This window comes from Rhodococcus sp. 14C212 (assembly GCF_011058195.1).
In the GTDB taxonomy this organism is placed as follows: Bacteria; Actinomycetota; Actinomycetes; order Mycobacteriales; family Mycobacteriaceae; genus Rhodococcus; species Rhodococcus aetherivorans.
The window spans coordinates 134,374-155,734 of record NZ_JAALEH010000004.1 but is presented as its reverse complement, the minus strand read 5'-3'; the positions used below and the strand labels follow the sequence as shown (position 1 = coordinate 155,734).

Sequence of the window (21,361 nt, the reverse complement as noted above, 5' to 3'; positions counted from 1 at the left end):
CCCGATCCGGGGTGGCCCAATCCCCGAAAATGTGGGATCGTGAGCAAGCTCACAGGTTTGACGCCGCGCGGTTGCGGGTACCGATTTCCGTCCCCCACGGTCCCCGCGCGGGCCGCTACATGCACCCTGTTGGCACGCAGTGCTTCGCAGGCGACACCCCCGGGGCGAGCGGAACCGTTGCCACTCGAAGGTCGAATTATCCTGCAGCGCAGCTTATTTCGTAGCCGATTCACGGCAAAGTCAACAGACCAGCTGCATGTATGCCACACTCCTGACCGCGCAGTAACACCGCGCGCCATTCCGAACAGCCCTCCGTGCGGGGCGTTTGGTGGCAAAGGTCCCGGAACGGACATGCAGTCGGCCGGTAGATGAACGCCACCCCAACTCTGAACGTAAATCGTTGCTACTCAGGCCTATTCAATATCATTAGCGTAAGTCATTGCCCTGCCAATCATTTTCGGCGAAAGACATGACACACGCCGCGCGATGCTGCATCATTGATCTCGACAGGGGAGAACGAGCGGGAGCACTACGTGAATTCGGTTGGCAGGGGCGAATATCGCGAAGCGTGCAGGGACGCTCACATCAGCTGCTCGCGGTAGTACCCACGCCGATCGGACTCCGGGCACCGCCGCTCGGGGCACCGGCATCGCCGGCCCGACACATCTGTACTCGACGGCATCCGTCGAGTTCGCCGCATTCGAGGAGAACCGACATGACCAGCACCATCGAACCGTCGTCCCGTACCACCGTCGCCGGCACCAAGCTTCGCGGCCGCGTCGCATTCGTGACCGGTGGAACGCGCGGCATCGGCTCGGCCATCAGCCGCAGCCTCGCCGCCCAGGGCGCCACGGTGGCCGCCGGGTACGGGCGCAACACTGCCCAGGCCGACCAGTTCCTCGCGGACATCCAGGCGAACGGCCAGAACGGCGTCGAGTACAGCGTGCACAAGGGCGACGTCGCGAACGCGGACGACTGCCGTCGCACCATCGACGAGGTCATCGAGCGGCACGGGCGCCTGGACATCCTCGTCAACAACGCCGGCATCACCATCGACCGCACCGTGCTGAAGATGGAGGACGACGACTGGAACAACGTCATCTCCGTCAACCTCTCCGGCGCCTTCTTCCTGGCCCAGGCCGCCCTGAAGCACATGCTCGAGCGCGGCACCGGTCGCATCGTCAACGTCTCGTCCGTCATCGGTGAGACCGGCAACATCGGCCAGGCGAACTACGCGGCCTCGAAGGCCGGCATGTTCGGCCTGACCAAGACGCTCGCGAAGGAGGCGGCGTTCACGTTGGCCCGCTCCGGCAAGCTCACCCCGGACAGCATCGGCGTCACCGTCAACACCATCACCCCCGGCTTCGTCGCCACCGAGATGGTCGCGACCATCCCGGACAAGGTCCTCGACCGAATCAAGAGCACGATCCCGGTGAACCGCCTGGCCGATCCCGAAGAGATCGCCCGCGTCGTGCACTTCCTGGCCGCCGACGCCTCGTCCTACATCACCGGCCAGGTGTGGGGCGTCAACGGCGGACTCGACATGTGACCCGCTGCACCCAGACACACCTCCGCACTTCTCACTGAACGGTACTTCGGCACATGCAGCCTTTCGAGCTCAACCGACACGGGCGGATCGTCTTCCCGTCCAACTTCTTTCCCGATCTCGATTTCTCGACGATGACGAGCGTCGAGCAGCTCGATGCCGTCATCCGCCGCGATTTCGAGACCAAGGCACCCACGGTCTCGGAGATCCTCTCGCGGCACGCGCAGGGCGTCTACCGCACCAAGGTCGATCTCATGCGCGACATGGCCTTGAACCTTTTCTGGGCCAACCGCTTCGCGATCACGATGTTCGACAAGCGCCCCACCCGGTGGTCGGACGTGCCGCGCAACCGCGACGACGTCTACATGCCCGTCCTGACGCCGTGGCCGGACAGTGAGACGAAGACCGCCCAGGTCGCGGACGCCTACCGCGGCCTGCCCGCGGGCTGGGACGACCCCGCCGAGGACCGGATCTTCGAGACCCTCTTCGACGTCTTCGGTGCCCGCAAGCACATCGCCACCGGACTGCCGACGGTCAAGCCCACCGTCGCGCAGCTGATCGCCGATCCGTCGAACCGGACGATGCGCCTCGGGGAATACAACCCGGACTTCCCCCGGTTCGGCTACGACGAGATCCTCGACTGCCACGAGGACGTCGCCGAACTCGAGGCGCTGCGACGCTGGTCGATGGTGCTGCACAACCAGCAGCCGTGGGAGCGGACCCAGGTCGAGCTGACCGAGGTGGGACAGCTGCGGGACGACGACTACGTCGTGCTCTACTACCCGCGCGACCGGCACGTACAGCGGTTCATCTCCCGGGTCACCTCCGGGCGGACCGTCCCCACCGCCGTCCCCGCGAAGGTCGAGCCGGTGCAGCCCTCGCGGCCGTACCCGACGATCGACGTACGCCGCGACTTCACGGTGCAGCCGCGCATCGAGGCCCTCGCCGTTGCGCACGGTGATCAGGTGTGCACCAACGAGGATCTGATCCGCAACTCGGCCTACAACTGGTCGCCGATGACCGCGGACGAGATCACCGCCAAGACCGGGATCGAACAGCGCCGCTACACCTCGGGCAGCTTCGAGGACCTCGCGCTGTCGGCGGCGAAGTCGGCGCTCGAGCACGCGCAGGTGGGCCCCGAGGACATCGGTGCCGTCATCGTGTGCACCTGCACCAGCGCCCGGCTCATCCCGTCGCTGGCCACCTGGATCTCGGGCGAGCTGGGCATCGCCCAGACTCACGCCTCGTTCGACCTGGTCGCCGCGTGCGCCGGCCTGCCGTACGGGCTGGCGGAGGCCACCCGGATCCTGCAGCAGGTGCAGCGGCCGGTGCTGGTGGTGTGTGTGGAGAAGTTCTCCGACAAGATCGGCAATGTGCGTCCGTCCCGCATGATCTTCGGCGACGGTGCGGCAGCGCTCGTGGTCGGCGTGGCGCCCGAAGGCTCCGCACCGGACATCGAGTACATGCAGACCTACGCCAGCGGCCCGAACAGCCAGGTCAACTCGATCATCTGGCCGAACCCGGACTTCGACAACTACATCACCGTCTACGGACCCGAGGTCAAGGCTCTCGCCGGCCGTTATCTGGTCCAGATGCTCGACGACGTGAAGGCCCTGCCCGCCCCGGAGGGCGGCATGGGAACGCTGCTCGACAACATCGACCTGATCGTTCCGCACCAGGCGAACAAGACGATGATCACCGAGCTCGCAGCGGACGCCGGTCTTTCGTCGGACCGCCTGTACTTCAACATCGAGAAGGTGGGCAACGCCTCGTCGGCGAGCATCCCGCTCGCCATCCACGACGCGGTCCGGGACGGCGTGATCACCGAACCCGTGCGGATCTTCGCTCCGGGCTTCGGCGCCGGCGCCGTCGCCGGCTTCACGGTGCTGCGAATCGATCCGGCGGTGGTGGCCCCCTTCCGCCCGGTCGACGGCGAGGCCGTGGCCATCGACCCGCTGCGCGCAGCGTCCTCCTCGGACGACGTGACACTCGCCTTCGGCTGATCGAACCGTTGTCCCCCGCGTGGGGAATCGTTGCCCGCGTGCGCACCAGCGCACGCGGGCAACGGCTTTCGCACGGATGCTCAGGGCAGGACGCGGATCCAGTCGGCCAGGGCCCGGGCGACCTCGTGCGGAACCTCGGGAATCAGGGCGTGCCCGGCGCCGGGGATCAGCACGACCGTGACCCGGTCGGCGCCGAACTGCCCGGTGAGTTCGCCGCGGGTCGGCGCCGGACGGAACACGTCGTCGCCGGCCTGCAGGTCCAGCAGCGGCGACGGCGCGACCGTCCACCACGACTCCTTGTCCGTGGCCGCCATCGCCCGGCGCTGGGCGACGATCGCGGCGGGCCACCAGCCGTCCAGCCACACCGCCGGGTCGTGCCCCTCGGCGAAGAACACCGCCCGCAGGTGCTCGAGCCGCTCGGCATCCGGCAGCGACAGGTCGGAGCACTTGGCGACGCGTTCGGTGAGCGACTCCGGGAAGCGGCGGGCGCCCGCGGCGAGAATCGCCACCCCCCGCACCAGGTCGGGCCGATCCGCAGCGAGGACCCGCGCGACGTAGTGGCCGAAGGCGTGCCCGGCGAGGACGGCCGGGGCCGCACCGAGCCGCTCGATCACCTCGGCGACGTCGCGGGCGAGGTCGTGCAGGTCCAGGTCTTCGAGCGGACCGCGGCTCGTGCCCACGCCGCGCGGCTGGGGCCGGATCGCGCGGAAGCCGGCTTCGGCGAGATCGATTGCGATCGGGTCGAACTCGTACGAGTCGCGGCCGAGCGAGGGCAGCAACACCACGGCCGGGCCGGTTCCGTCGACGAGCACCTCGATCTCCACGTCGCCGAACGCGACGGTGTGTATATCGCTCATGGCGACATCCTTCCAGTGCCGCCGAGCCGACACCGAATTCCTGAGGCTTGCAGCCGTTACAGGCGCTCGCAACTGTTGCGGGCTCCCGGGAACCAGTGTCTGCTTCCTCCGTCCCGGCGCTGCATCATCACCACCGACACCGCACCGACCAGGGGCGCGGCCCTGTCCGACACTTGCGAGGCTACTGCCGAAAGAATGCGATCCGTTGGGGTCTGACGACTATTCGCCTTCTGTGTCCGCCTTCTCGGCCGGAGCGTCGAGTTCCCATCGGGAGGCTCTGCCGAAATTGTTGCTCGCCAAATATCAATAGCGATACCTTCCGATAGTCGAGATTGATCAATGGGGGCAGTAGTGGAGATCCGTCACCTGCGTACGTCCTTGCGGTAGCGGAGGAGCTTCACTTCGGCCGGGCGGCCGCGCGGCTTCATATGGCGCAGCCTCCCGTCAGCCAGCAGATCCAGCAGTTGGAGAAGGAGCTCGGCGTCCAGCTGTTCGAGCGCAACACACGGTCTGTCTCACTCACGAAGGCGGGCCAGGCGTTGCATGGCCCGGCGCAGAAGGTTCTGAACGACTTGGACCTGGCAAAACGCGCGGCGATGTTCGGTAGCTCGGGAATCACCGGCAGAGTTTCACTGGGTTTTGCCAGCGCCAGCAGCCGCCGCGTCCTGCCCCTGATCACCAGGGCCGTCAAGGGCAGCGAACCGGGCATCGACCTTGCTCTACAGGGGCAGACGTACGGCGGAGCGGTGGTGAATCAGATCCTCTCCGGAAGCCTCGACATGGGCTTGGCTCGTCTGCCTGTGCGCGACCCGTCGATCGACTGGCACATCATCGACTTCGAGACGCTGGTGGCTGCGCTGCCCGAAGACCACCCACTGGCGGCGAAACCGGAGCTGGAAGTCGCCGACCTGGCCGGTGAGCCGTTCGTGACCTTCCCGGGCACGCAAGGCTCCACGGTCAGGGACGCCACGGCCCTGATCGCCCTGCAGGCGGGCTTCTCCCCGCGCATCGTCCAGGAGGCGCCCGATTCCTACACGATTCTCAGTCTCGTCGCCGCCGGTGTCGGGATCACAGTGACCGTCTCCTCCGTCCAGCACATCCAAATGCCCGGACTTTGCTATCGGGCGTTTCCACACCTGTACCGAAAATGGCCGCTGTGCTGGCGTGGCACAGAAAGAACACGGATCCTGCCCTGCACGCTGTCGTGGCCATTGCCCGGGAGCTCCTGCCCACACCCGAGCCCGAGCCGGTACTCCTCATCCGGTAGTCCGAAGTTGCCTCGAAATGGCCGGATCAACCCCGACCGGACTCACTGAAGCCCCGGTTCCGCTGGGGTTCTTGTCGTTCTCGTAGACGTACCTTCGGATCGGTTAATCCCCGCTATCGAACTCATAGTGAATTCAGATCAATCAGAATTGGATTGCACTACTGTGGAAATGAGAAGCTCTGCGCGGTGGGTCACAACCCCCACCCCGGGGGCCGTGACTCACAGGAGCCGTTCCCCTCCCTCAACTTCTCCCTTCGATAGGTTCTCCATGTCAACGACAGCCACTGCCGGCGACGGCGCCGGAATACCCGACGGCACAGGGCACTTTCCGAGAAATCAGCGGAAGTCCATGATCGCCGTCGTCTCGTGGAACTTCCTCGAGTGGTTCGACTGGACCATGTATGCGCTCCTGACCACATACTTGGCCGCCAACTTCTTCGACAAGAACGATCCCCAGTCGGCGCTGCTCTCCACGCTGGCGGTGTTCGCCGGTGGCTTCCTTGCCCGCCCCCTCGGCGGGCTGATCTTCGGCCGACTGGGAGACAGGCTGGGACGCAAGACACCCCTGGTCATCTGCATGCTCATGATGGGCGCAGGCAGTCTGCTGATCGCAGTGATCCCGACCTACGACTCCATCGGCATCTGGGCCTCGGTTCTTCTTCTGACGGCTCGGCTCATCCAGGGCATCGCCCACGGCGGCGAAAGCGGAAACGCCTACACATACCTGGCCGAGATCGCCCCGGCGAACAAGCGGGGCCTGTGGGGCAGCAGCATCATGATGACCATGCTGCCCGGCGTCATGGCGGCAACCGCGATGAGCATCCTTCTGACGTCGATCATCTCCGAGGACGACATGTCGGAGTTCGGGTGGCGCATCGGCTTTGCCATCGGAGCAGTGCCGGCCGTCTTCGCGCTGTTCCTCCGCCGTCAGGCCGAAGAATCCGGATTCTTCGAGGAAGCCAAGGCGGCCGCCGGCACCGCGTCGGTCCGAGTGATCACGCGCCGGCAGCTGGTGATCATCGCCGTCCGCATTCTGATGCTGAGCCTCCTGACCAACGTCCTTTACTACACGTGGGTGAACTTCTCCTCGTCGTTCGCCATTTCCGGTAAGGGCATGGATCCCAACGGGGCTTACATCGCAACGTTCTGCGCACAGATTCTTGCCTTCATCGCACTGCCGTTCTGGGGGCGGCTCTCGGACCGGATCGGGCGCCGCAAGCAACTGGTGTTGTGGGCTGTCGCGGTCATTATGGTGGTGTTCCCCATCAACTGGGTCCTGACGTCGGCGCCGTGGACCCTGTTCGTGTCGCAGGGAATTGCCCTGCTCGTATGGGGCATCCAGTCGTCGATCCACTCCACAGTCATGTCCGAGCAGTCGCCGACGGAAGCCCTCGCGACGAGCGTAGGCATCTGGACCTCCGTGGGTGCCGCACTCTCCGGCGGCACGGCGCCCTATCTCTACGCCTGGCTCAACTCCATGGATGTCGGATGGATCTTCTCGGCCCACATCGTGGTGCTGGCTCTGGTCACCCTGGTAGCCATCAGGTTCATCCCGGAAACAGCCGGTCTCGAAATGGACCGCATCCCGCTGCCCGGCGAAGAGAAGGTCTCCAGCGAGGACGAGAGCACCGCCGTCCCGGTAGGCCGTTGAGGTCCCCTGAATCAACTCTGACGATCGGCTCGGCCCCAGCCTGGAATGCAGGCGGGGCCGAGCTGTTTCTTCATCGCGACCGACTCGAGATGACACGCAACATCCATGTGGTCGAACAGCACCCCGAAGTCGGGCTGATCGACACCGAGCTGAGCCTGCACCGCGGGTGAGGTCAGGCCGATCTTGCGGCCGACAATGCGGTGACCGGCGGCGACCGCCGCATCGACGTTGCGAGTTTGTACGCGGTAGGCGGTATCGATGTCGCTCCGCCCGATCAGATCCCGTACCGGCTTGCACGGGCGCCAGTACGTTCGGCGTCGGCCAGCCGTGCGGCGGCATCCTCGATCAGATGAGTGTCTACTGGGCGGACGAAGGTCATCCGGGGCCCCTTTCGGTGAACCTGCGTGGCGGGAGCGGCGGGGTCTATTCGTCGACGGATACGGCGGTAGTGATTCCGAATCCGGCTATCCACTCCGGGATTTCGCGGTAGAAACTCGAGGTGACGCGGTACTTCCCGGCGGCGCTCAGTGCCGCGTACGCGGCGATCCAGGTGCGCACTTCGTGGGAGGAGTGTCCGGCCAGTTCGACGAACCAGTCGTTGGTCCACCCGTCGATCTGCTCGAGGTCGCCGGAGGCGAGGACGTCGAGCAGGTGCCGGTCCCATTCGGGGTTCAGTGGCTGGATGGCGGCGGTGCCGGCGGCGAAGTCTTGTCCTGCGGTGATGACGCGCTGTTCGCGGGCATCACGTTCGGCGGGGGTGGGGTTGCGGCCGTCGATGAGACGTTCCCGCACGTCCGGTGGTGCGGTGGCGAACTGCGGGACCGGCGGGTCATGGGACAGGCCGCCGGAGCCGACCAGCAGCACACGCTTGCCCAGTTTCGTGGCGGCCTGGCCCACGGCCTCGCCGAGCAGCCGGACCCGGCTGACCGGGCCGAGTGGTTCGGCGACGGAGTTGATGAAGATCGGCACGGTCGGCACGGCGGTGTTCGAGCCGACCAGCAGTTGGAGTGCTTGGGCGAATCCGTGGTCGACGTGCATGCGTTCGGAGAAGGCGACGTCGATGCCGCTGTCGAGGACCTCGCGGGCGATGGCGTAGGCGGCGTCACGGTCGACGTCGAGAGGGCCGGCTTCGGTGCCGTAGTCGCCGACGGACTGCGCGGCGGCGCCGATACAGAACGGCGGTAGCAGGTCGTAGAAGACGCCGTTGTAGTGGTCGGGAGCGAAGATGACGATGAGATCGGGGGCGAAGTCGGCGATGAACCGGCGCGCGTGGTCGAATGCGGCGTCGACGGCGTCGATGACGGTCTGATCGGGATCGTTGCGTCCCATCAGGGGGGAGTGCGACATCGCGCACAGCGCTACGGGCATCGGTGGTCTCCTTGACGGTGTCCTCAGAGCTCGATTCTCCGAGGGCGGAGAAAGGGCGGGGAGAGGGCGTTTGGTGAGTGGTGGGTTCCGGGTCGGTGCCTGCCGGGTTCCACGGGGCGGGCACCGACCCGGGGTCTGGGTCAGCTGCGGCCGAGGAGGAAGTCCAGGTGCAGCTTGTTGAAGGTGTCGGGGTCCTCGTACTGGGGCCAGTGGCCGCAGTTCTCCATGATCGCCAGCGTGGCGCCGGGGATGTGGGAGGCGATGCGCTTGGCTTCGTCGACCGGACCGGAGGGGTCCTTGGTGGTCCACAGCACCATCGCGGGCACCGTGATGCCGTCGAGGGTGGCGTCGGTGATCATGTTCCGTTTGCGGGTTTCGAGGTCCTGCAGTGCCATGTTCATCTCGCACGCCTTGAGCCAGTCCGGCTGCTGGAAGATGGCCTGTCGGGTGCGGATCAGGTCGTCGGTGACCATGGTCGGGTCGGCCATGAGCCATTCGAGGCGTGCCTTGACCCGTTCCCAACTCGGGTCCTTCGCGGCTTCCATCGACAGGGTGTAAAGCCGTTCCATCACCTGAGGGTTGGCCATGGTGCCGCCCATGGTGTTGAGCACGATCCGGTCGACCTTCTCGGGATGGTCGTGCGCGAACTGCGCGGTGACCCAACCGCCGAGCGACTCGCCCGAGAAGGAGGCCTTCTCGACGCCGATGGCGTCCAGGAACTGCAGCACGTGGTCGATGTAGTGCTGGATCTCGAGCGGGTGGTCAGGCTTGGTCGAGTAGCCGTGGCCGATGAAGTCGATCGCCCAGACGTTGAAGTGCTCGGCGTGCGACCGCAGATTACGGACATAGGCTTCGGCGTGGCCGGTGATGCCGTGCAGCAGGATCAGTGCGGGCTTCGACGGGTCGCCGGCGTGCAGATAGCGGGTGCGGTAGGGGCCGGCCTGGATGAATCCCTGGCTGAACTCGACCTGGTTCAGGTCGTCCCAGACGCTGGTGTACGGGCGGCTCATGAATTTTCTCCTTCGACTGTGGTGGTGGCCGGTGCTGCGTCTTCGGCGGTGACGTGTGGGACGATGATCGGCACGGCCCGGGTGCTGTATTGCGGCTCGTCCGTTCCGCTCGGGTTCCCGTTGTCGCTGGCCGAGTGGTCGAGGACCGCAGTGAGCGCGTTCTCGAGGCTGGTGAGCGCTTCGGTGTCGTCCCACACCGGGGCGCTGTGCCGCCACGCGATGTAGCCGTCGGGCCGCACGAGCAGGGCACCGGCCTCATCGATGTCGCGGACCTGCCGCCAGTAGCCGTACGGGTCGAGGGTGCCGGGCTCGCCGACGACCACGGTCCGCAGGAACGGCAGGTCCAGCTTGGCGGCGGCACGCTTCCATGCCTGGCCGCCGATCCCAGTCAGCAGGGTCATCTGTCCCTTGCCGGTGACATCGAGCGTGGAGATCCGGGTGCCGTCGGCGCCGACCAGCCACGCATGCGGCAGCTTCGCGCCCGGCCGGGTCGTGGCCTGCAGATACAGTTCTCGGTCGCGTGCCCACACTTCCTTGCCGGCGTCGGGGTCGGGGACGACCGCGCAGGAGGCGTAACGTTGGTTGAGTTCGACGCCCTGGGCGTTGAACTCGCTGTTCTTGACCTCGAGTGCCTCGTACAACCGCTCCCGCAGCGCCCCACCTTCGGGGGAAGGATCCTTGAGTTTCACCAGACCGGCGGCGACCGGGTCGTCGCTGTCGTGATCGAACCACTCGCGCAGCCCGGCGTAGTCCTTGCGGGACTGGTTGGCACGAGTGACGATCTGCTTGCCGACCGGAACCCGCTCCGGGGAGTACGACTCGAGCAGACCCGGCCCCGCGTAGCCCTTGACGGCATAGGCGATCTTCCACGCCAGGTTGAATGCGTCCTGCATGGAGGTGTTCGAGCCCAGCCCGCTGCTCGGCGGGTGCCGGTGCACGGCGTCGCCCCCGCAGAACACCCGACCGGACTGATAGTGCTCGGCCCACTGCTGATTGACGTACCAGAAGGACCGCGACACGATCTCGATGTCCAGCTGCGGGTCACCGACGAGGGTCCGGATCTGTTCGAGAACGACATCATCGGACACGTCGGGCTCGCCCTGTGCCATGTCGAAGCCCCAGCCGGCGATCCACTGGTCCCACGGTTTGATCGCCCGCAGCAGGCCCATGCCGATCTCACCGAAACCGGCCTTGGAGTTGAAGATCCAGTGCAGGATGCTCGGCCGGTGGGCGACGTACTTGCTCAGGTCCGCGTTGAACCGGATGTAAGCGGTGCCGGCGCGGGCAAGCTCCCCTTCGAACGGTAGGCCGATCTGTTCGGCGATCTTCGAGCGGGCGCCGTCGAAGCCGAGCAGGAAGCGAGCTCGCTGGATGAACTCGGTCCCCGAGCGCACGTCCCGCAAGCGCACGGTCACGCCGTCCTCGTCCTGGCTGTGGTCGAGGTATTCGGTGTGGAAGCTGATGACTGCGCCGCGTTCGGCGGCGTTCTTGATCAGCACGGGTTCCATCAATGGCTGGGGAATATCGAGCATCGCGCACGGGCTCCCCGCGAGATAGTCACCGTAACGAGCACCGGTACCCCACGTTTGCATCCGGACGATCTCCTCGCCGGCCAGGCTCGTGGTGAACAGGGTGTCGCCCATCTGGTCCCAGGGGGTGGCATATTTGCGGGCCTCGTCTTCGACACCCAGATCGCGGAGTACCTCGACAGCGCGCTGATTGGTGATGTGCGCGCGCGGCGAGTTCGCCACCCACGGGAACATCGAGACGGCGTGAACGCGGATGCCGTACGTGGCCAGGGCGAGCGCCGCTGTGCCACCGGCGGGGCCGAGGCCGACGATCACGACGTCGGTGTCGTAGGAGGTGCGGTCGTGGTCACTCATGTCTGTCATCACTTCACTTGTCGAGGACGCGCAGGGGTGCTGCGGTGTCCGAAACTGTCGGAGTCGAAAATGTTTCGGTGTCAGGTGTTTTCGGGGTGGATGTGGACTGGTCGCGAATGAGCTGGCTCGCAGCGCCCTTGCGCCCCCAGCCGCCGGGCAGCAGGATCACCGAGACGATCGAGATGGCCGAGACGATCAGCAGGTAGGTCACGATCGAGTTGCTGGTGTGGGTGGAGGCATACAAGGCGGTCGCGATCGTCGGCGCGAACGCGGAGCCGGCGACCTGGGAGATGGTGTAGCCGATAGAGACCCCGCTGTAGCGCACGTCCGCGTCGAAGACCATCGTGAACAGGGACCCCGTCACCCCGGCGGCGGGCGCCATCGCGATGCCGAAGACCAGCACCTGCGCCGCCATGAACAACCACGGGTTTCCGGTATTGATCAACGCGAAGGCGGGGGCGATGACCACACCCATCGCGGCGGCGCCGAGCAGGTACATGGTCTTGCGGCCGAAGGTGTCGGACAGAGCGCCGAACACGGGGTAGAGAAGGACAGCGACGATGCCGGCGACGAATACTCCGGCCAGGGCGAAGGTGCGGCTGATCCCCGCCACGGTGGTGCCGTAGGAGACGAGGTAGGCCATGCAGATGTAGGCGAACACTCCCTGGGACAGGTAGGTGCCCGCGATCAGGAGAATTTCCTTCCAGTGCTTGCGGAACGCTTCGGCGATCGGCATCCGCACCACGGCGCTCTGTGCCTTCACCTCGGCGAAGTCAGGACTTTCGGCCAGGGACAGGCGAATGAACAGCCCGATCACGATCAGTACCGCGCTGAACAGGAACGGCAGTCGCCATCCCCAGGACAGGAACTGCTCGTCGGGCAATTGGGAGACCGCGAAGAACGCCAGGGTTGCGACGCTGGTCCCGGCGGGTGCCCCCATCTGGGAGAAGGATCCGAAAAAGCCCTTCTTCGCGGTGGGGGCGTGCTCGACGGCCATCAAGGTGGCTCCACCCCACTCGCCGCCGACGGCGAAGCCCTGCACCAGGCGCAGCAGGGTCAGCAGGATGGGGGCGGCGATCCCGATTTGGGCGTAACCGGGCAACAACCCCATCAGTACGGTGGCCGAGCCCATTCCGACCAGGGAGATCACCAGCATCTGCTTGCGGCCGACCCGGTCACCGAAGTGCCCGAAGACGACGCCACCCAGCGGGCGGGCGAGGAACCCAACGCCGAAGGTCGCGAACGACAACAGGATACCGATCGCGGACGAGACATCCGGGAAGAACAACTCAGGGAATACCAGCGCGGCCGCGGTGCCGTAGATGAAGAAGTCGTAGTACTCGACGGTGGTGCCGATGAAGCTGGCCATCGCTACCCGCAGCGGTGAGGTCTTCGTCAAGGAAGTAGGTGTGGTGCTCACGGTCGGGCTTCCCCGATCTGTGGGCGGAAGCAGGCTCGTGCCCCGAAGGACGATGCATGCGAAGCGGTCGTCATGGCCGCTCCTTTCTTCTGGGGATGTTCGAGAGGGGGTTCTCTGGAGAATTTTCGAGAGGGAGCACCCAACTGGAATGCTAGACGTCTAGTACAGACGCTACGCGGGCATGATGGGTGACGCAAGTCTCTGGGTGGGGGTAAAGGTGATCAACGGCGCGCCCGGCTAACAGAGCCGGGACAGGGGCAAGCGTGCAGGGTGCCGGCGATCGTCTGCAGTGCTACGGCCGAGAGCCCGCCCTCGGCTTTGTCGGCGCGAGAGCAAGCCCCGGTCGACGGCCCAGCTGTCGGGGTCTAGCTGGGCGGCTGGGCGTCGGATTCGTCACGGATGACCGCGATGGTGCCGACGATGTGGCGTTCCATGGCCTCGCGGGCGGCAGCTTCGTCGCGATTGCGGATGGCCTCGGTGATTTCGTGGTGGTCATGCTGCCGGTCGGGCAGTGCGCTCGAGAGCGGGTTGGTGATGCCGGTGGTGTTGATCAGGAAGTCCGACAGATCCCACATTCGCTGGCTGGTCTCCTCCATGATCCGCGAGTGCGCCATCGCATGGATGGCCGCATGGAACTCCCGGTTGTGCACGCGGTACCCGTGGGCGCGGACCACCGGGTCCTGGGAGGCGATCAGGGCATCGACCCGTGCCGAGATCAGATCCAGCTCCAGCAACTGGGCCTCCGTCCGCCGGGAGGCCGCCACCGCGGCGATGGCCCCTTCGAAACCGCCGAACAGGGTGTAGAAGTCTTCAACTTCGCGGGGGGTGTAGGAGACGACCTCGCAGCCGACCTGCGGAACGATGTGGACCAGCTTGTCGCTGGACAGACGGCGCAGGGCGTCCATGACAGGCTGCTTGCTCACCCCGAACTCCTGCCGGATCGACTCGACGACGATCTTCTCCCCTGCCGCATACCGACCCTCGAGCAGCCGGTTCTTCAGAATGTCGTACAACGCGGAGGACAGCCGCGCTCCCGAGGTGCGAACATTGGCGAGCAGGGCGGCGGCCTCGCTGCCCGGCTTGGGGCCGGTGTCGGTAGTGGTCATCGAGTCAAGCTTTCCGTCGGCGTCCCGGGCATGGCTTCCCTGTTCTGCGGCGTTCACCGCACCAGCTTGCATTCTAGTACTTGTGGTGTGAGTCACTGTGGGTTACCTTCATCTGGAACGCTAGCATTCCAGGATCTTGGTGATAGGCATCGTGGCCAACCTGTGGCTACCGCCGGAGGGCACGCGGTACACGCCATATCCCGGTCCCCGGATCCCCGCCCTGTGCGGGCGAGCGGCAGGAGCCGAGCCCACGGCCACGCGGGCCACATGCAAGGAGAACAACATGGAATTTTGTATCGGCATCTGCGCCAAGATCGATCAGGTCGCAATGGTGAAACGGGCCGAGGACCTGGGAGTCACCCACTTCGGCGTCGGCGAAGGACCACTGCTGTTCTCCGATCCCTACCAGTTCCTCGCTCTTGCCGCCCCGCAGACCACCACCATCAGCCTGGGCACCATGGTCACCAAATCCGCTGACCCGGATCGCCCCGGTCACCGCGAACTCGATGGCCACCCTCAACGCGCTGGCCCCGGGCCGGACCTTCCTCGGCATCGGCACCGCCAACAATGCCCTGCGCTCGATGGGCAACCGCACCGCGAAGATCTCCGAACTCACCCAGGCGATCGAGGTCTCACGGGAGCTGATGGCCGGCCGCCGGGTCACGCACCATTGGCTCGGGCAGTCCCGGGAAGTGGAATTTCTCGACAAGGACAGCGGCTTCTACAACGTCACCGACCACGTACCCATCTGGGTCGCGGCCGGCGGGCCCCGCGGGCTCGCCGAGGCGGCGAAGTACGCCGACGCCGTCGTCTACTGCCTCGGGCCCGACACCGACATGATCGGCCTGATCCGCCGCGAACTCGACAAGGCGGTCGCCGACGCCGGCCGGGCACCAGATTCGGTCAAGCTCGTCTCTCTGTCGTGGTTCTACCAACTCGGCAGCGGGGAAACCTGGGAAGACGGCGTCACCAACGGCTTCGGTTCCGGCCCGATCAGCTCGTGCATCACCAACGCCGACCTGATGGACCAGCACCGCGAAGAGCTCGGTGATCCGATTGTCGACGCGTCCCTCACCGCCGCCCAGCAATACCTCGGTGACCCGAAGGCCCCGGACCAGCCGCACTACCTCGATGTCTGGGCGAAATACCTGCGCGGACTCGACCCCCGACACCGCCCGATCATCACCAAAGAACTCGTCGACTACTGGTGCCTGTACGGATCCCCCGCCGAGCTGCGAGAGAAGGCGGCCCTGATGCGCGAGGCCGGCGTCGACATACTCCAGGTCTTCCTGTCCAACCCGTTCACCGCTGCCCGCGACATCGACAACATCGGGCACTCGATCCTCGCCCACGCCTGACCGCCTACCCTTCCCATCCAGGAGCTCTTGATGGAACTCGACCCGCGCACCACCGCCGTCGTGGCAGTTCACTGCCAAGGCGACATCGTCGGCCCCACCGGCGCCTTCGCCGACTTCTTTCACCAGCAGGTGACCGAACGCCACGTCATCGACCAGATTGCCGCGCTCATCGCCACCGCCCGTACGGCCGCCGCAACCGTGGTCTACACCCGGGTCGCGTGGAAGCCCGACTTCTCCGATCTCGAGGTCAATTCACCCCTGCTGGGCATCGTCGCTCAATCCGGCTGCCTCAAAGAGGGCAGCGAACTCGCCGAGATCGTTGAACCGCTCGCACCGCACGGAGATGACATCGTGCTCACCCATCAGCGCATCGGCGCGTTCGCTCGTACCGACCTCGACACCGTCCTGCGTGAGAAAGGCATCACCACTCTCGTCTTCGCCGGAGTGGCCACGAACGCCTCCGTCGAGGGCACTGCCCGGGTGGCCAGCGATCTCGGCTACCGGGTGGTGATCGTCGAAGATGCATGCTCCGCAGCCACCCCCGCAGCGCACCACGCGAGCATCGACTCACTCGGACTGCTGGCCGAGATCAGCACCGTCGACGAGGTCCGCACCGCCCTGACCGCGACGGTCACCGGCACCCGCGCCTGATCACACCGAAGCTCGCTTCGATGCGGGCACATGCCCGCGCCAGTACGTCGCCACCTATAGACCACAACCAAACACAATAAATACCAGGAGTTTTCGTACATGAAGTCCACCATGCGTGTGGCCCGCCTCCACGAGATCAATCAGCCGATGCAGATCGAGGACCTCCCCGTCCCCGAGCCACGGCCGACCGATGTGCTGGTACAGGTCAAGGCGTGCAACGTCGTGCCGAACCTGAGCAACGTCCTGGCCACCTACAGCGAATGGTTCCCCTACCTGCCGCTGCCCAAGCTCCCCGCCGTCTTCGGTCTCGACTCTGCCGGTGTCGTCGCCGCCGTCGGCAGCCATGTCACCGACGTCGCCGTCGGTGACCGGGTCTACGTCAACCCCGGCATCTCCTGCGGCAGCTGCCGCGCCTGCCGGCAAGGCAACGATCAGAACTGTGACCGCTATACCTTCATGGGCTACTTCTCCTTCGGCGCCGACGGCCAGAAAATGTTCGACGCCTACCCCTACGGCGGCCTCAGCGAGTATCTGACCGCACCCCAACGCAATCTGGTCAAACTGCCCGACACGGTCAGCTTCGAGGAAGGCGCCCGCTTCGGCTATCTCGGCACCGGCTACTCGGCACTGCGCAAGGCCGGCGCCGGCCCGGGCACCACGGTCCTGATCGACGGCATCTCAGGAACTCTGGGCCTGGGCACCTGCCTGAACGCCCTCGCGCTCGGCGCGACCCGCATCTTCGGCACCGGCCGCAACGCCGGTCTGCTCGACGACGTCCGCGCGATCGCCCCCGACCGCATCCACGTCCTCCCCGCCGGGGAGGATGAGCTGCGCAACTGGGTGCACGAGCACAACCACGGCGAGGGCGTCGACATCGTCATCGACGCCCTCGGTCCCGGCGCCCCTGCCGAATCGTTCCTCGACGCCATTACCACCCTCCGTCGCGGTGGCGTCGCGGTCGATATCGGCGGCATGATGGAACGCCCACCGCTGGATATGTTCTCGCTGATGTGCCGGCAGATCAGCGTGCTCGGCAGCTTGTGGTTCTCCACCGCCGAAGCCCAGGACATGGCCGACCTCGCTGGCGCCGGGGTCCTCGACCTCTCGGTCTTCGAACACCACAGTTTCCCGCTCGAGAAGATCAACGAAGCACTCGCCGACCTGCCTGCCCGTCATGGCGGATTTTCGAACTTCATCAGCGTTCCATGAGGTGACACGCGAAAGATGAGAGCGAGACGCGGTGCAGATGACCTTGGCGATGAAGATGCGAAGGTCATCTGCATTCAGCGCCGGTAGCTACGCGCGTATTGCAGGTTCAGTGCCGATAGCCGAAATCATGTGAGAATTTCTGTCCCTTCCGGTGACGCCTTGCCGGCGTGAAAATGGGTCAGGGTTGCCTGCCGACGCCGTCCTACATCTGGGATGTGCAAGCCCGTATGTGAGCCTGGCGCCGGGGTCCCGACCTGGAAGGGTCACGCACTGTTGCTTCGAGCACGCCGGTCAGTATTTCGGTTCCCTTGACCGAGACCCCCGGGCGGCCCGCCTGTAACAAGCAGTGGATGCGGCGGGAGGACGAACGACGTGAAACCCGAAGAGATTCCCGACAGCGATCACGAGCTGGTGGTGGAGCGGGTGTGTGCGATCGATGTGGCGAAGGCATCGGGGAAGGTGTGCACCCGGATACCGCCGCAGACCCGGGCCGGCCGGCGGATCAGCAGAGTGTGGGACGTGCCGGCCACGGCCAACGCGGTCACCGAACTTGCCGAGCACCTGATCGATCAGGGTATCGAGAGGGTCACCATCGAGGCCACCTCCGACTACTGGCGGATCTGGTTCTACCTGTTCGAGGCGGTCGGGCATGAGGTGCAGTTGGTCAACGCCCGGGAGGTGAAGAACGTCCCGGGGCGACCGAAGACCGACAAGCTGGACGCGGTGTGGCTGGCCAAGCTGACCGAGAAGGGAATGCTGCGGCCGTCGTTCGTGCCGCCCGCTCCGATCCGGAATCTGCGGGAGTACACCAGACTGCGGATCGATCTGACCAGGGAACGCACCCGGCACTGGCAGCGGCTCGAGAAACTGCTCGAGGATGCCCTGATCAAGGTGTCGTCGGTGGCGTCGAGCATCGACTCCCGCTCGGTGAGGGACATGCTCGAGGCCCTGATCGGCGGCGAGCGCGATCCGCGCCGGCTCGCCGAGCTGGCTCGCGGACGGATGCGGACCAAAAGAGCCGCCCTCGTCGAGTCGCTGACCGGTCGGTTCGACGACCATCACGCCGAACTGGCCCGGATACTGCTCGATCAGATCGACGCGTTGTCCACCCAGGTCGCCACGCTGACCACTCGCATCGAACAACTGCTCGCGACGATGGCCACGATGGTGCCCGACCCGGACAGCGCTACGGACACCCCCGTCACTGGCCCGGGCAACGCAGGTTCTCCATGCCGCATCGCCGCCGGGCTCACCGCGGTCGAGCGTCTCGACGAAATCCCGGGCATCGGACCCCTCGGGGCGCAGGTCATCGTCGCCGAGATCGGCCTGGACATGACCCGCTTCCCCACGCCCGCGCACCTGGTGTCCTGGGCCAAGATCTGCCCGCGCACGGTCCAGTCCGGCCCCAAAGTACGCTCCGGCACGCCCGGCAGGGGCAATCCCTACCTCGAGGGAGCTCTCGGCGAGGCCGCCGCAGCGGCTGCCCGCACCGACACCTTCCTCGGAGAACGCTACCGGCGATTGGTCAAACGCCGCGGCAAGCTCAAAGCGCTCGTCGCCATCGCACGCTCCATCCTCGTCACCGTCTGGCACCTGCTCGTCGACCCCACCGCCCGCTTCCACGACCTCGGAGTCGACTACTACACCAGCAAGATCAACACCCAGCGAAGGATCCGTGACCACATCCGCCAACTCGCCGCGCTCGGATACACCGTCAGCCTCGAACCCGCGGCCTGAACCGATCCCACATCCACAATCAGCAACAGCGGGGTCCGTTCACCCGCTACCGTCGTGCGCCCACTCACCAAGTCATTTTCCGGTCAGTCTGGGGATAGCAAAGCTCACTTCCCACTGCGATCCACTTCCTGCCGAACTCCATGACCAACCTCCTGTCGGTGGTGCGCCCTGTTGCGCAACACCCACCCTCGATCCCGCGCGTGAAACCTCGGGGAGACCGACATGAGGGAGTTCTCATGATCGAAAACGGGGGGTGGGTGCTCTGCTGCGAGGCGCCGCACGGACAATCGAGCGGCCGCGCGGATTCCCCCCGATCCGTGCGCCGTCCCGAGAGAAAGAGACATACATGAAGATTCGTCGGCTCATCGCCACCGCGGCCGGGTGCGCTGCCCTCGTCGTCGCCGCTCCGGCCACCGCGAACGCCTTCTCGCTCGCCGACCTGCTGCCCACCGGCTCCGCGGACTTCCTGTTCCCGCAGCCCGCTCCGCCGGCCCCTGCCCCGGCACCTGCACCCGCGCCCCAGGCGGCCCCGGCGCCCGCGCCGAGCGTCGGATACAAGAACTGCACCGAGGCGTGGAACGCGGGCGTGGCGCCGCTGTACCGGGACGAGCCCGGCTACGCGCCGAAGCTGGACCGCGACGACGACGGCATCGCCTGCGAGGTCGACCCCCGCTAGGACCCGCTGACGCGACGGGGGCCTGCGACCGTCTCCGGTCGCAGGCCCCCGTCGTCGTGTGCGGTGATTCAGAGCCAGCGCGGCGGCTGCACGTCGGCACCGGCGGTGAGCCCGACGGCGCCGCGCCCGGCGGCCCAGCGCACCACGGCGGCGAGCGGCCCGCTCACCTTCGCGGTCGTGTCGACAGTGTCCCGGACCGCGATCGGGTCGCGACCGTCGACCTCGAGCACGAGGCCGGCGCCGAGCTCCTTCTTGCGCCACATCCCCACGATGTCGTCGAGCAGCGAGTCGAGGACGACGGGCGGGAAGTCGCCGAAGCGCGCGCCGTTGCCCAGATCCACCGCGTGGATCCACACCTCGCGGGTGCGCATCCAGGCGGTCTCCTCGGCCGGCACCATCCGGCCCTGCGCAGTGCGGACCTGCGCCTGCCACGCCGACTCCGGCAGGTGCCGCCACTTCTCGTCGAGGCGGGCCACGGTGTGGGTGAACAGGTTCCGCAGCGCCGCCGCGTTGAGGGTGGCGCCCTCGGCGATCTCCTGACCACGCTGCTCGGTGGAGGCGTACATGGGCGTCTCGACGCCCGTGGCGGCCCAGTCCAGGAGCCGGCACAGGGCCGCGGCGTTGTAGCCGACGTGCGCGACGAGGTGCTTGCGCGTCCACCCCTCGAGCGCGGTCGGCGCGTCCAGTTCGTCGTCGGTGAGTTCGGCGAGACGCTGGGAGAAGTACGCGGTGCCGCGCCGGGCGATCAGCAGCCGCTCGGACAGGTCGAGATCGTTGAACCCCACAGGTGAGCTCCTACTTGACGATGGTCTTGTTGCGCACCGAACCGAGGCCCTCGATGCTGACCTCGACCGTCTCCCCGTTGCCGATGTAGCGAGCAGGCTTACGGGCGTGCCCGACCCCGCCGGTGGTGCCGGTGATGATGACGTCGCCGGGCTGCAGGGTGACGATGTGGGAAATGTAGTCCACCAGCTTGGCCGGGGGGAACACCAGGTCGTCCGTGGTGGCCGACTGCATGACCTCGCCCTCGAGCCGGGTCTCGATGCGCGAGCCGAGGGTGTAGTCGGTGCTCAGGAACGGACCGAAGCCGCTGGTCTTCTCGAAGGTCTTGCCCTGGTCCCACTGCAGCGTGCGGTACTGGTAGTCGCGCATCGTGTAGTCGTTGATCACCGAGTAGCCGGCGATGTACTGCTCGGCGTCGGCCTCGGAGACCTGGTACGCCTGCTTGCCGACGACGACGGCCAGCTCGGCCTCCCAGTCGAGCTGCGCGGCGGCGTACTCGGGGACGATCACGTCGTCGTAGGGGCCGGTGAGGGCCTCCTTGAACTTCGAGAACAGCGTCGGGTACTCGGGCAGGTCGCGGCCCATCTCCTTGATGTGGGTGCCGTAGTTCAACCCGACGCAGACGATCTTGCCGGGGTTCGGCACGACCGGGGCGTAGTCGGCGTTCGTCAGGTCGACGGTGCGTCCGGCCGCCTGCTCGGCGACGGTCTTCCAGTCCGGATCACTCAGCAGCGCGGACAGGTCGGCGTAGCCGTCGATCACGGTGGCGGTGGTGTCGGAATCGACGCGCACGGCGGCGGTCGTGCCGTCGAGGCGGAGGGTGGCGAGTCGCATGT

Annotated in this window: 17 protein-coding genes and 1 pseudogene; 9 read left to right on the top strand and 9 right to left on the bottom strand. The window is 66.3% G+C overall.

The window, feature by feature from the left end; all coding sequences use genetic code 11:
* Positions 1-715 precede the first annotated feature (715 nt).
* Positions 716-1,549, top strand: coding sequence for a 3-oxoacyl-ACP reductase family protein (locus G6038_RS03775; protein WP_165035986.1), 834 nt, complete (start codon positions 716-718; stop codon positions 1,547-1,549).
* A gap of 53 nt (positions 1,550-1,602) precedes the next feature.
* Positions 1,603-3,549, top strand: coding sequence for a 3-oxoacyl-[acyl-carrier-protein] synthase III C-terminal domain-containing protein (locus G6038_RS03770; RefSeq protein WP_165035985.1), 1,947 nt, complete (start codon positions 1,603-1,605; stop codon positions 3,547-3,549).
* Positions 3,550-3,629: 80 nt separating this feature from the next.
* Here G6038_RS03770 and G6038_RS03765 read toward each other — a convergent pair whose 3' ends face one another.
* Positions 3,630-4,406, bottom strand: coding sequence for an alpha/beta fold hydrolase (locus tag G6038_RS03765; RefSeq protein WP_165035984.1), 777 nt, complete (start codon positions 4,404-4,406; stop codon positions 3,630-3,632).
* Between the two features lie 428 nt (positions 4,407-4,834).
* On the opposite strand from G6038_RS03765, the gene G6038_RS03760 reads away from it, so the two are divergent.
* Both G6038_RS03760 and G6038_RS03755 read left to right on the top strand, forming a co-directional pair.
* Positions 4,835-5,722 (top strand): LysR family transcriptional regulator, encoded by an 888-nt coding sequence (locus G6038_RS03760; protein ID WP_206024213.1) that lies wholly within the window; start codon positions 4,835-4,837, stop codon positions 5,720-5,722.
* 300 nt (positions 5,723-6,022) lie between these two features.
* Entirely contained in the window at positions 6,023-7,324 is a 1,302-nt protein-coding gene (locus G6038_RS03755) for an MFS transporter (RefSeq protein ID WP_165035983.1), read from the top strand.
* A gap of 98 nt (positions 7,325-7,422) precedes the next feature.
* Here the strand turns inward: G6038_RS03755 and G6038_RS31130 are convergent.
* The 6 genes and pseudogenes from G6038_RS31130 to G6038_RS03725 form a co-directional block, all read right to left on the bottom strand.
* Positions 7,423-7,703, bottom strand: a pseudogene (locus G6038_RS31130) (2-keto-4-pentenoate hydratase); the annotation flags it as partial.
* A gap of 44 nt (positions 7,704-7,747) precedes the next feature.
* Positions 7,748-8,692 carry a 3-carboxyethylcatechol 2,3-dioxygenase gene (locus G6038_RS03745; protein ID WP_165035982.1) on the bottom strand — a complete coding sequence of 315 codons (945 nt, stop codon included), beginning with the start codon at positions 8,690-8,692 and terminating at the stop codon, positions 7,748-7,750.
* A 140-nt stretch (positions 8,693-8,832) separates the two neighbouring features.
* Positions 8,833-9,702 carry an alpha/beta hydrolase gene (locus G6038_RS03740; RefSeq protein WP_165035981.1) on the bottom strand — a complete coding sequence of 290 codons (870 nt, stop codon included), beginning with the start codon at positions 9,700-9,702 and terminating at the stop codon, positions 8,833-8,835.
* On the bottom strand, positions 9,699-11,594 hold the full coding sequence (locus G6038_RS03735; RefSeq protein WP_165035980.1) for an FAD-dependent monooxygenase: 1,896 nt from the start codon (positions 11,592-11,594) through the stop codon (positions 9,699-9,701). The genes G6038_RS03740 and G6038_RS03735 overlap by 4 nt, the downstream gene beginning before the upstream one ends.
* A gap of 4 nt (positions 11,595-11,598) precedes the next feature.
* Entirely contained in the window at positions 11,599-12,954 is a 1,356-nt protein-coding gene (locus G6038_RS03730) for an MFS transporter (protein ID WP_165036002.1), read from the bottom strand.
* Between the two features lie 416 nt (positions 12,955-13,370).
* Entirely contained in the window at positions 13,371-14,111 is a 741-nt protein-coding gene (locus tag G6038_RS03725) for a GntR family transcriptional regulator (RefSeq protein ID WP_165035979.1), read from the bottom strand.
* A gap of 506 nt (positions 14,112-14,617) precedes the next feature.
* Here G6038_RS03725 and G6038_RS03720 point away from each other — a divergent pair.
* The 5 genes from G6038_RS03720 (at position 14,618) to G6038_RS03700 (ending at position 19,742) form a co-directional block, all read left to right on the top strand.
* Entirely contained in the window at positions 14,618-15,469 is an 852-nt protein-coding gene (locus tag G6038_RS03720) for an LLM class flavin-dependent oxidoreductase (RefSeq protein WP_240918277.1), read from the top strand.
* 30 nt (positions 15,470-15,499) lie between these two features.
* Positions 15,500-16,120, top strand: a complete 621-nt coding sequence (locus tag G6038_RS03715; protein WP_165035978.1) for an isochorismatase family cysteine hydrolase — start codon at positions 15,500-15,502, stop codon at positions 16,118-16,120.
* 99 nt (positions 16,121-16,219) lie between these two features.
* Positions 16,220-17,329, top strand: coding sequence for an alcohol dehydrogenase catalytic domain-containing protein (locus G6038_RS03710; RefSeq protein WP_165035977.1), 1,110 nt, complete (start codon positions 16,220-16,222; stop codon positions 17,327-17,329).
* A 372-nt stretch (positions 17,330-17,701) separates the two neighbouring features.
* The gene (locus G6038_RS03705) at positions 17,702-19,066 is read left to right on the top strand and encodes an IS110 family transposase (protein WP_165035976.1); all 1,365 of its coding nucleotides are present in this window, start codon (positions 17,702-17,704) and stop codon (positions 19,064-19,066) included.
* Positions 19,067-19,412: 346 nt separating this feature from the next.
* Positions 19,413-19,742, top strand: a complete 330-nt coding sequence (locus G6038_RS03700; RefSeq protein WP_165035975.1) for an excalibur calcium-binding domain-containing protein — start codon at positions 19,413-19,415, stop codon at positions 19,740-19,742.
* Between the two features lie 68 nt (positions 19,743-19,810).
* Here G6038_RS03700 and G6038_RS03695 read toward each other — a convergent pair whose 3' ends face one another.
* Positions 19,811-20,527 (bottom strand): maleylpyruvate isomerase family mycothiol-dependent enzyme, encoded by a 717-nt coding sequence (locus tag G6038_RS03695; protein WP_165035974.1) that lies wholly within the window; start codon positions 20,525-20,527, stop codon positions 19,811-19,813.
* A gap of 10 nt (positions 20,528-20,537) precedes the next feature.
* Positions 20,538-21,359, bottom strand: a complete 822-nt coding sequence (locus G6038_RS03690) for a fumarylacetoacetate hydrolase family protein (protein WP_165035973.1) — start codon at positions 21,357-21,359, stop codon at positions 20,538-20,540.
* Positions 21,360-21,361: the final 2 nt, after the last annotated feature.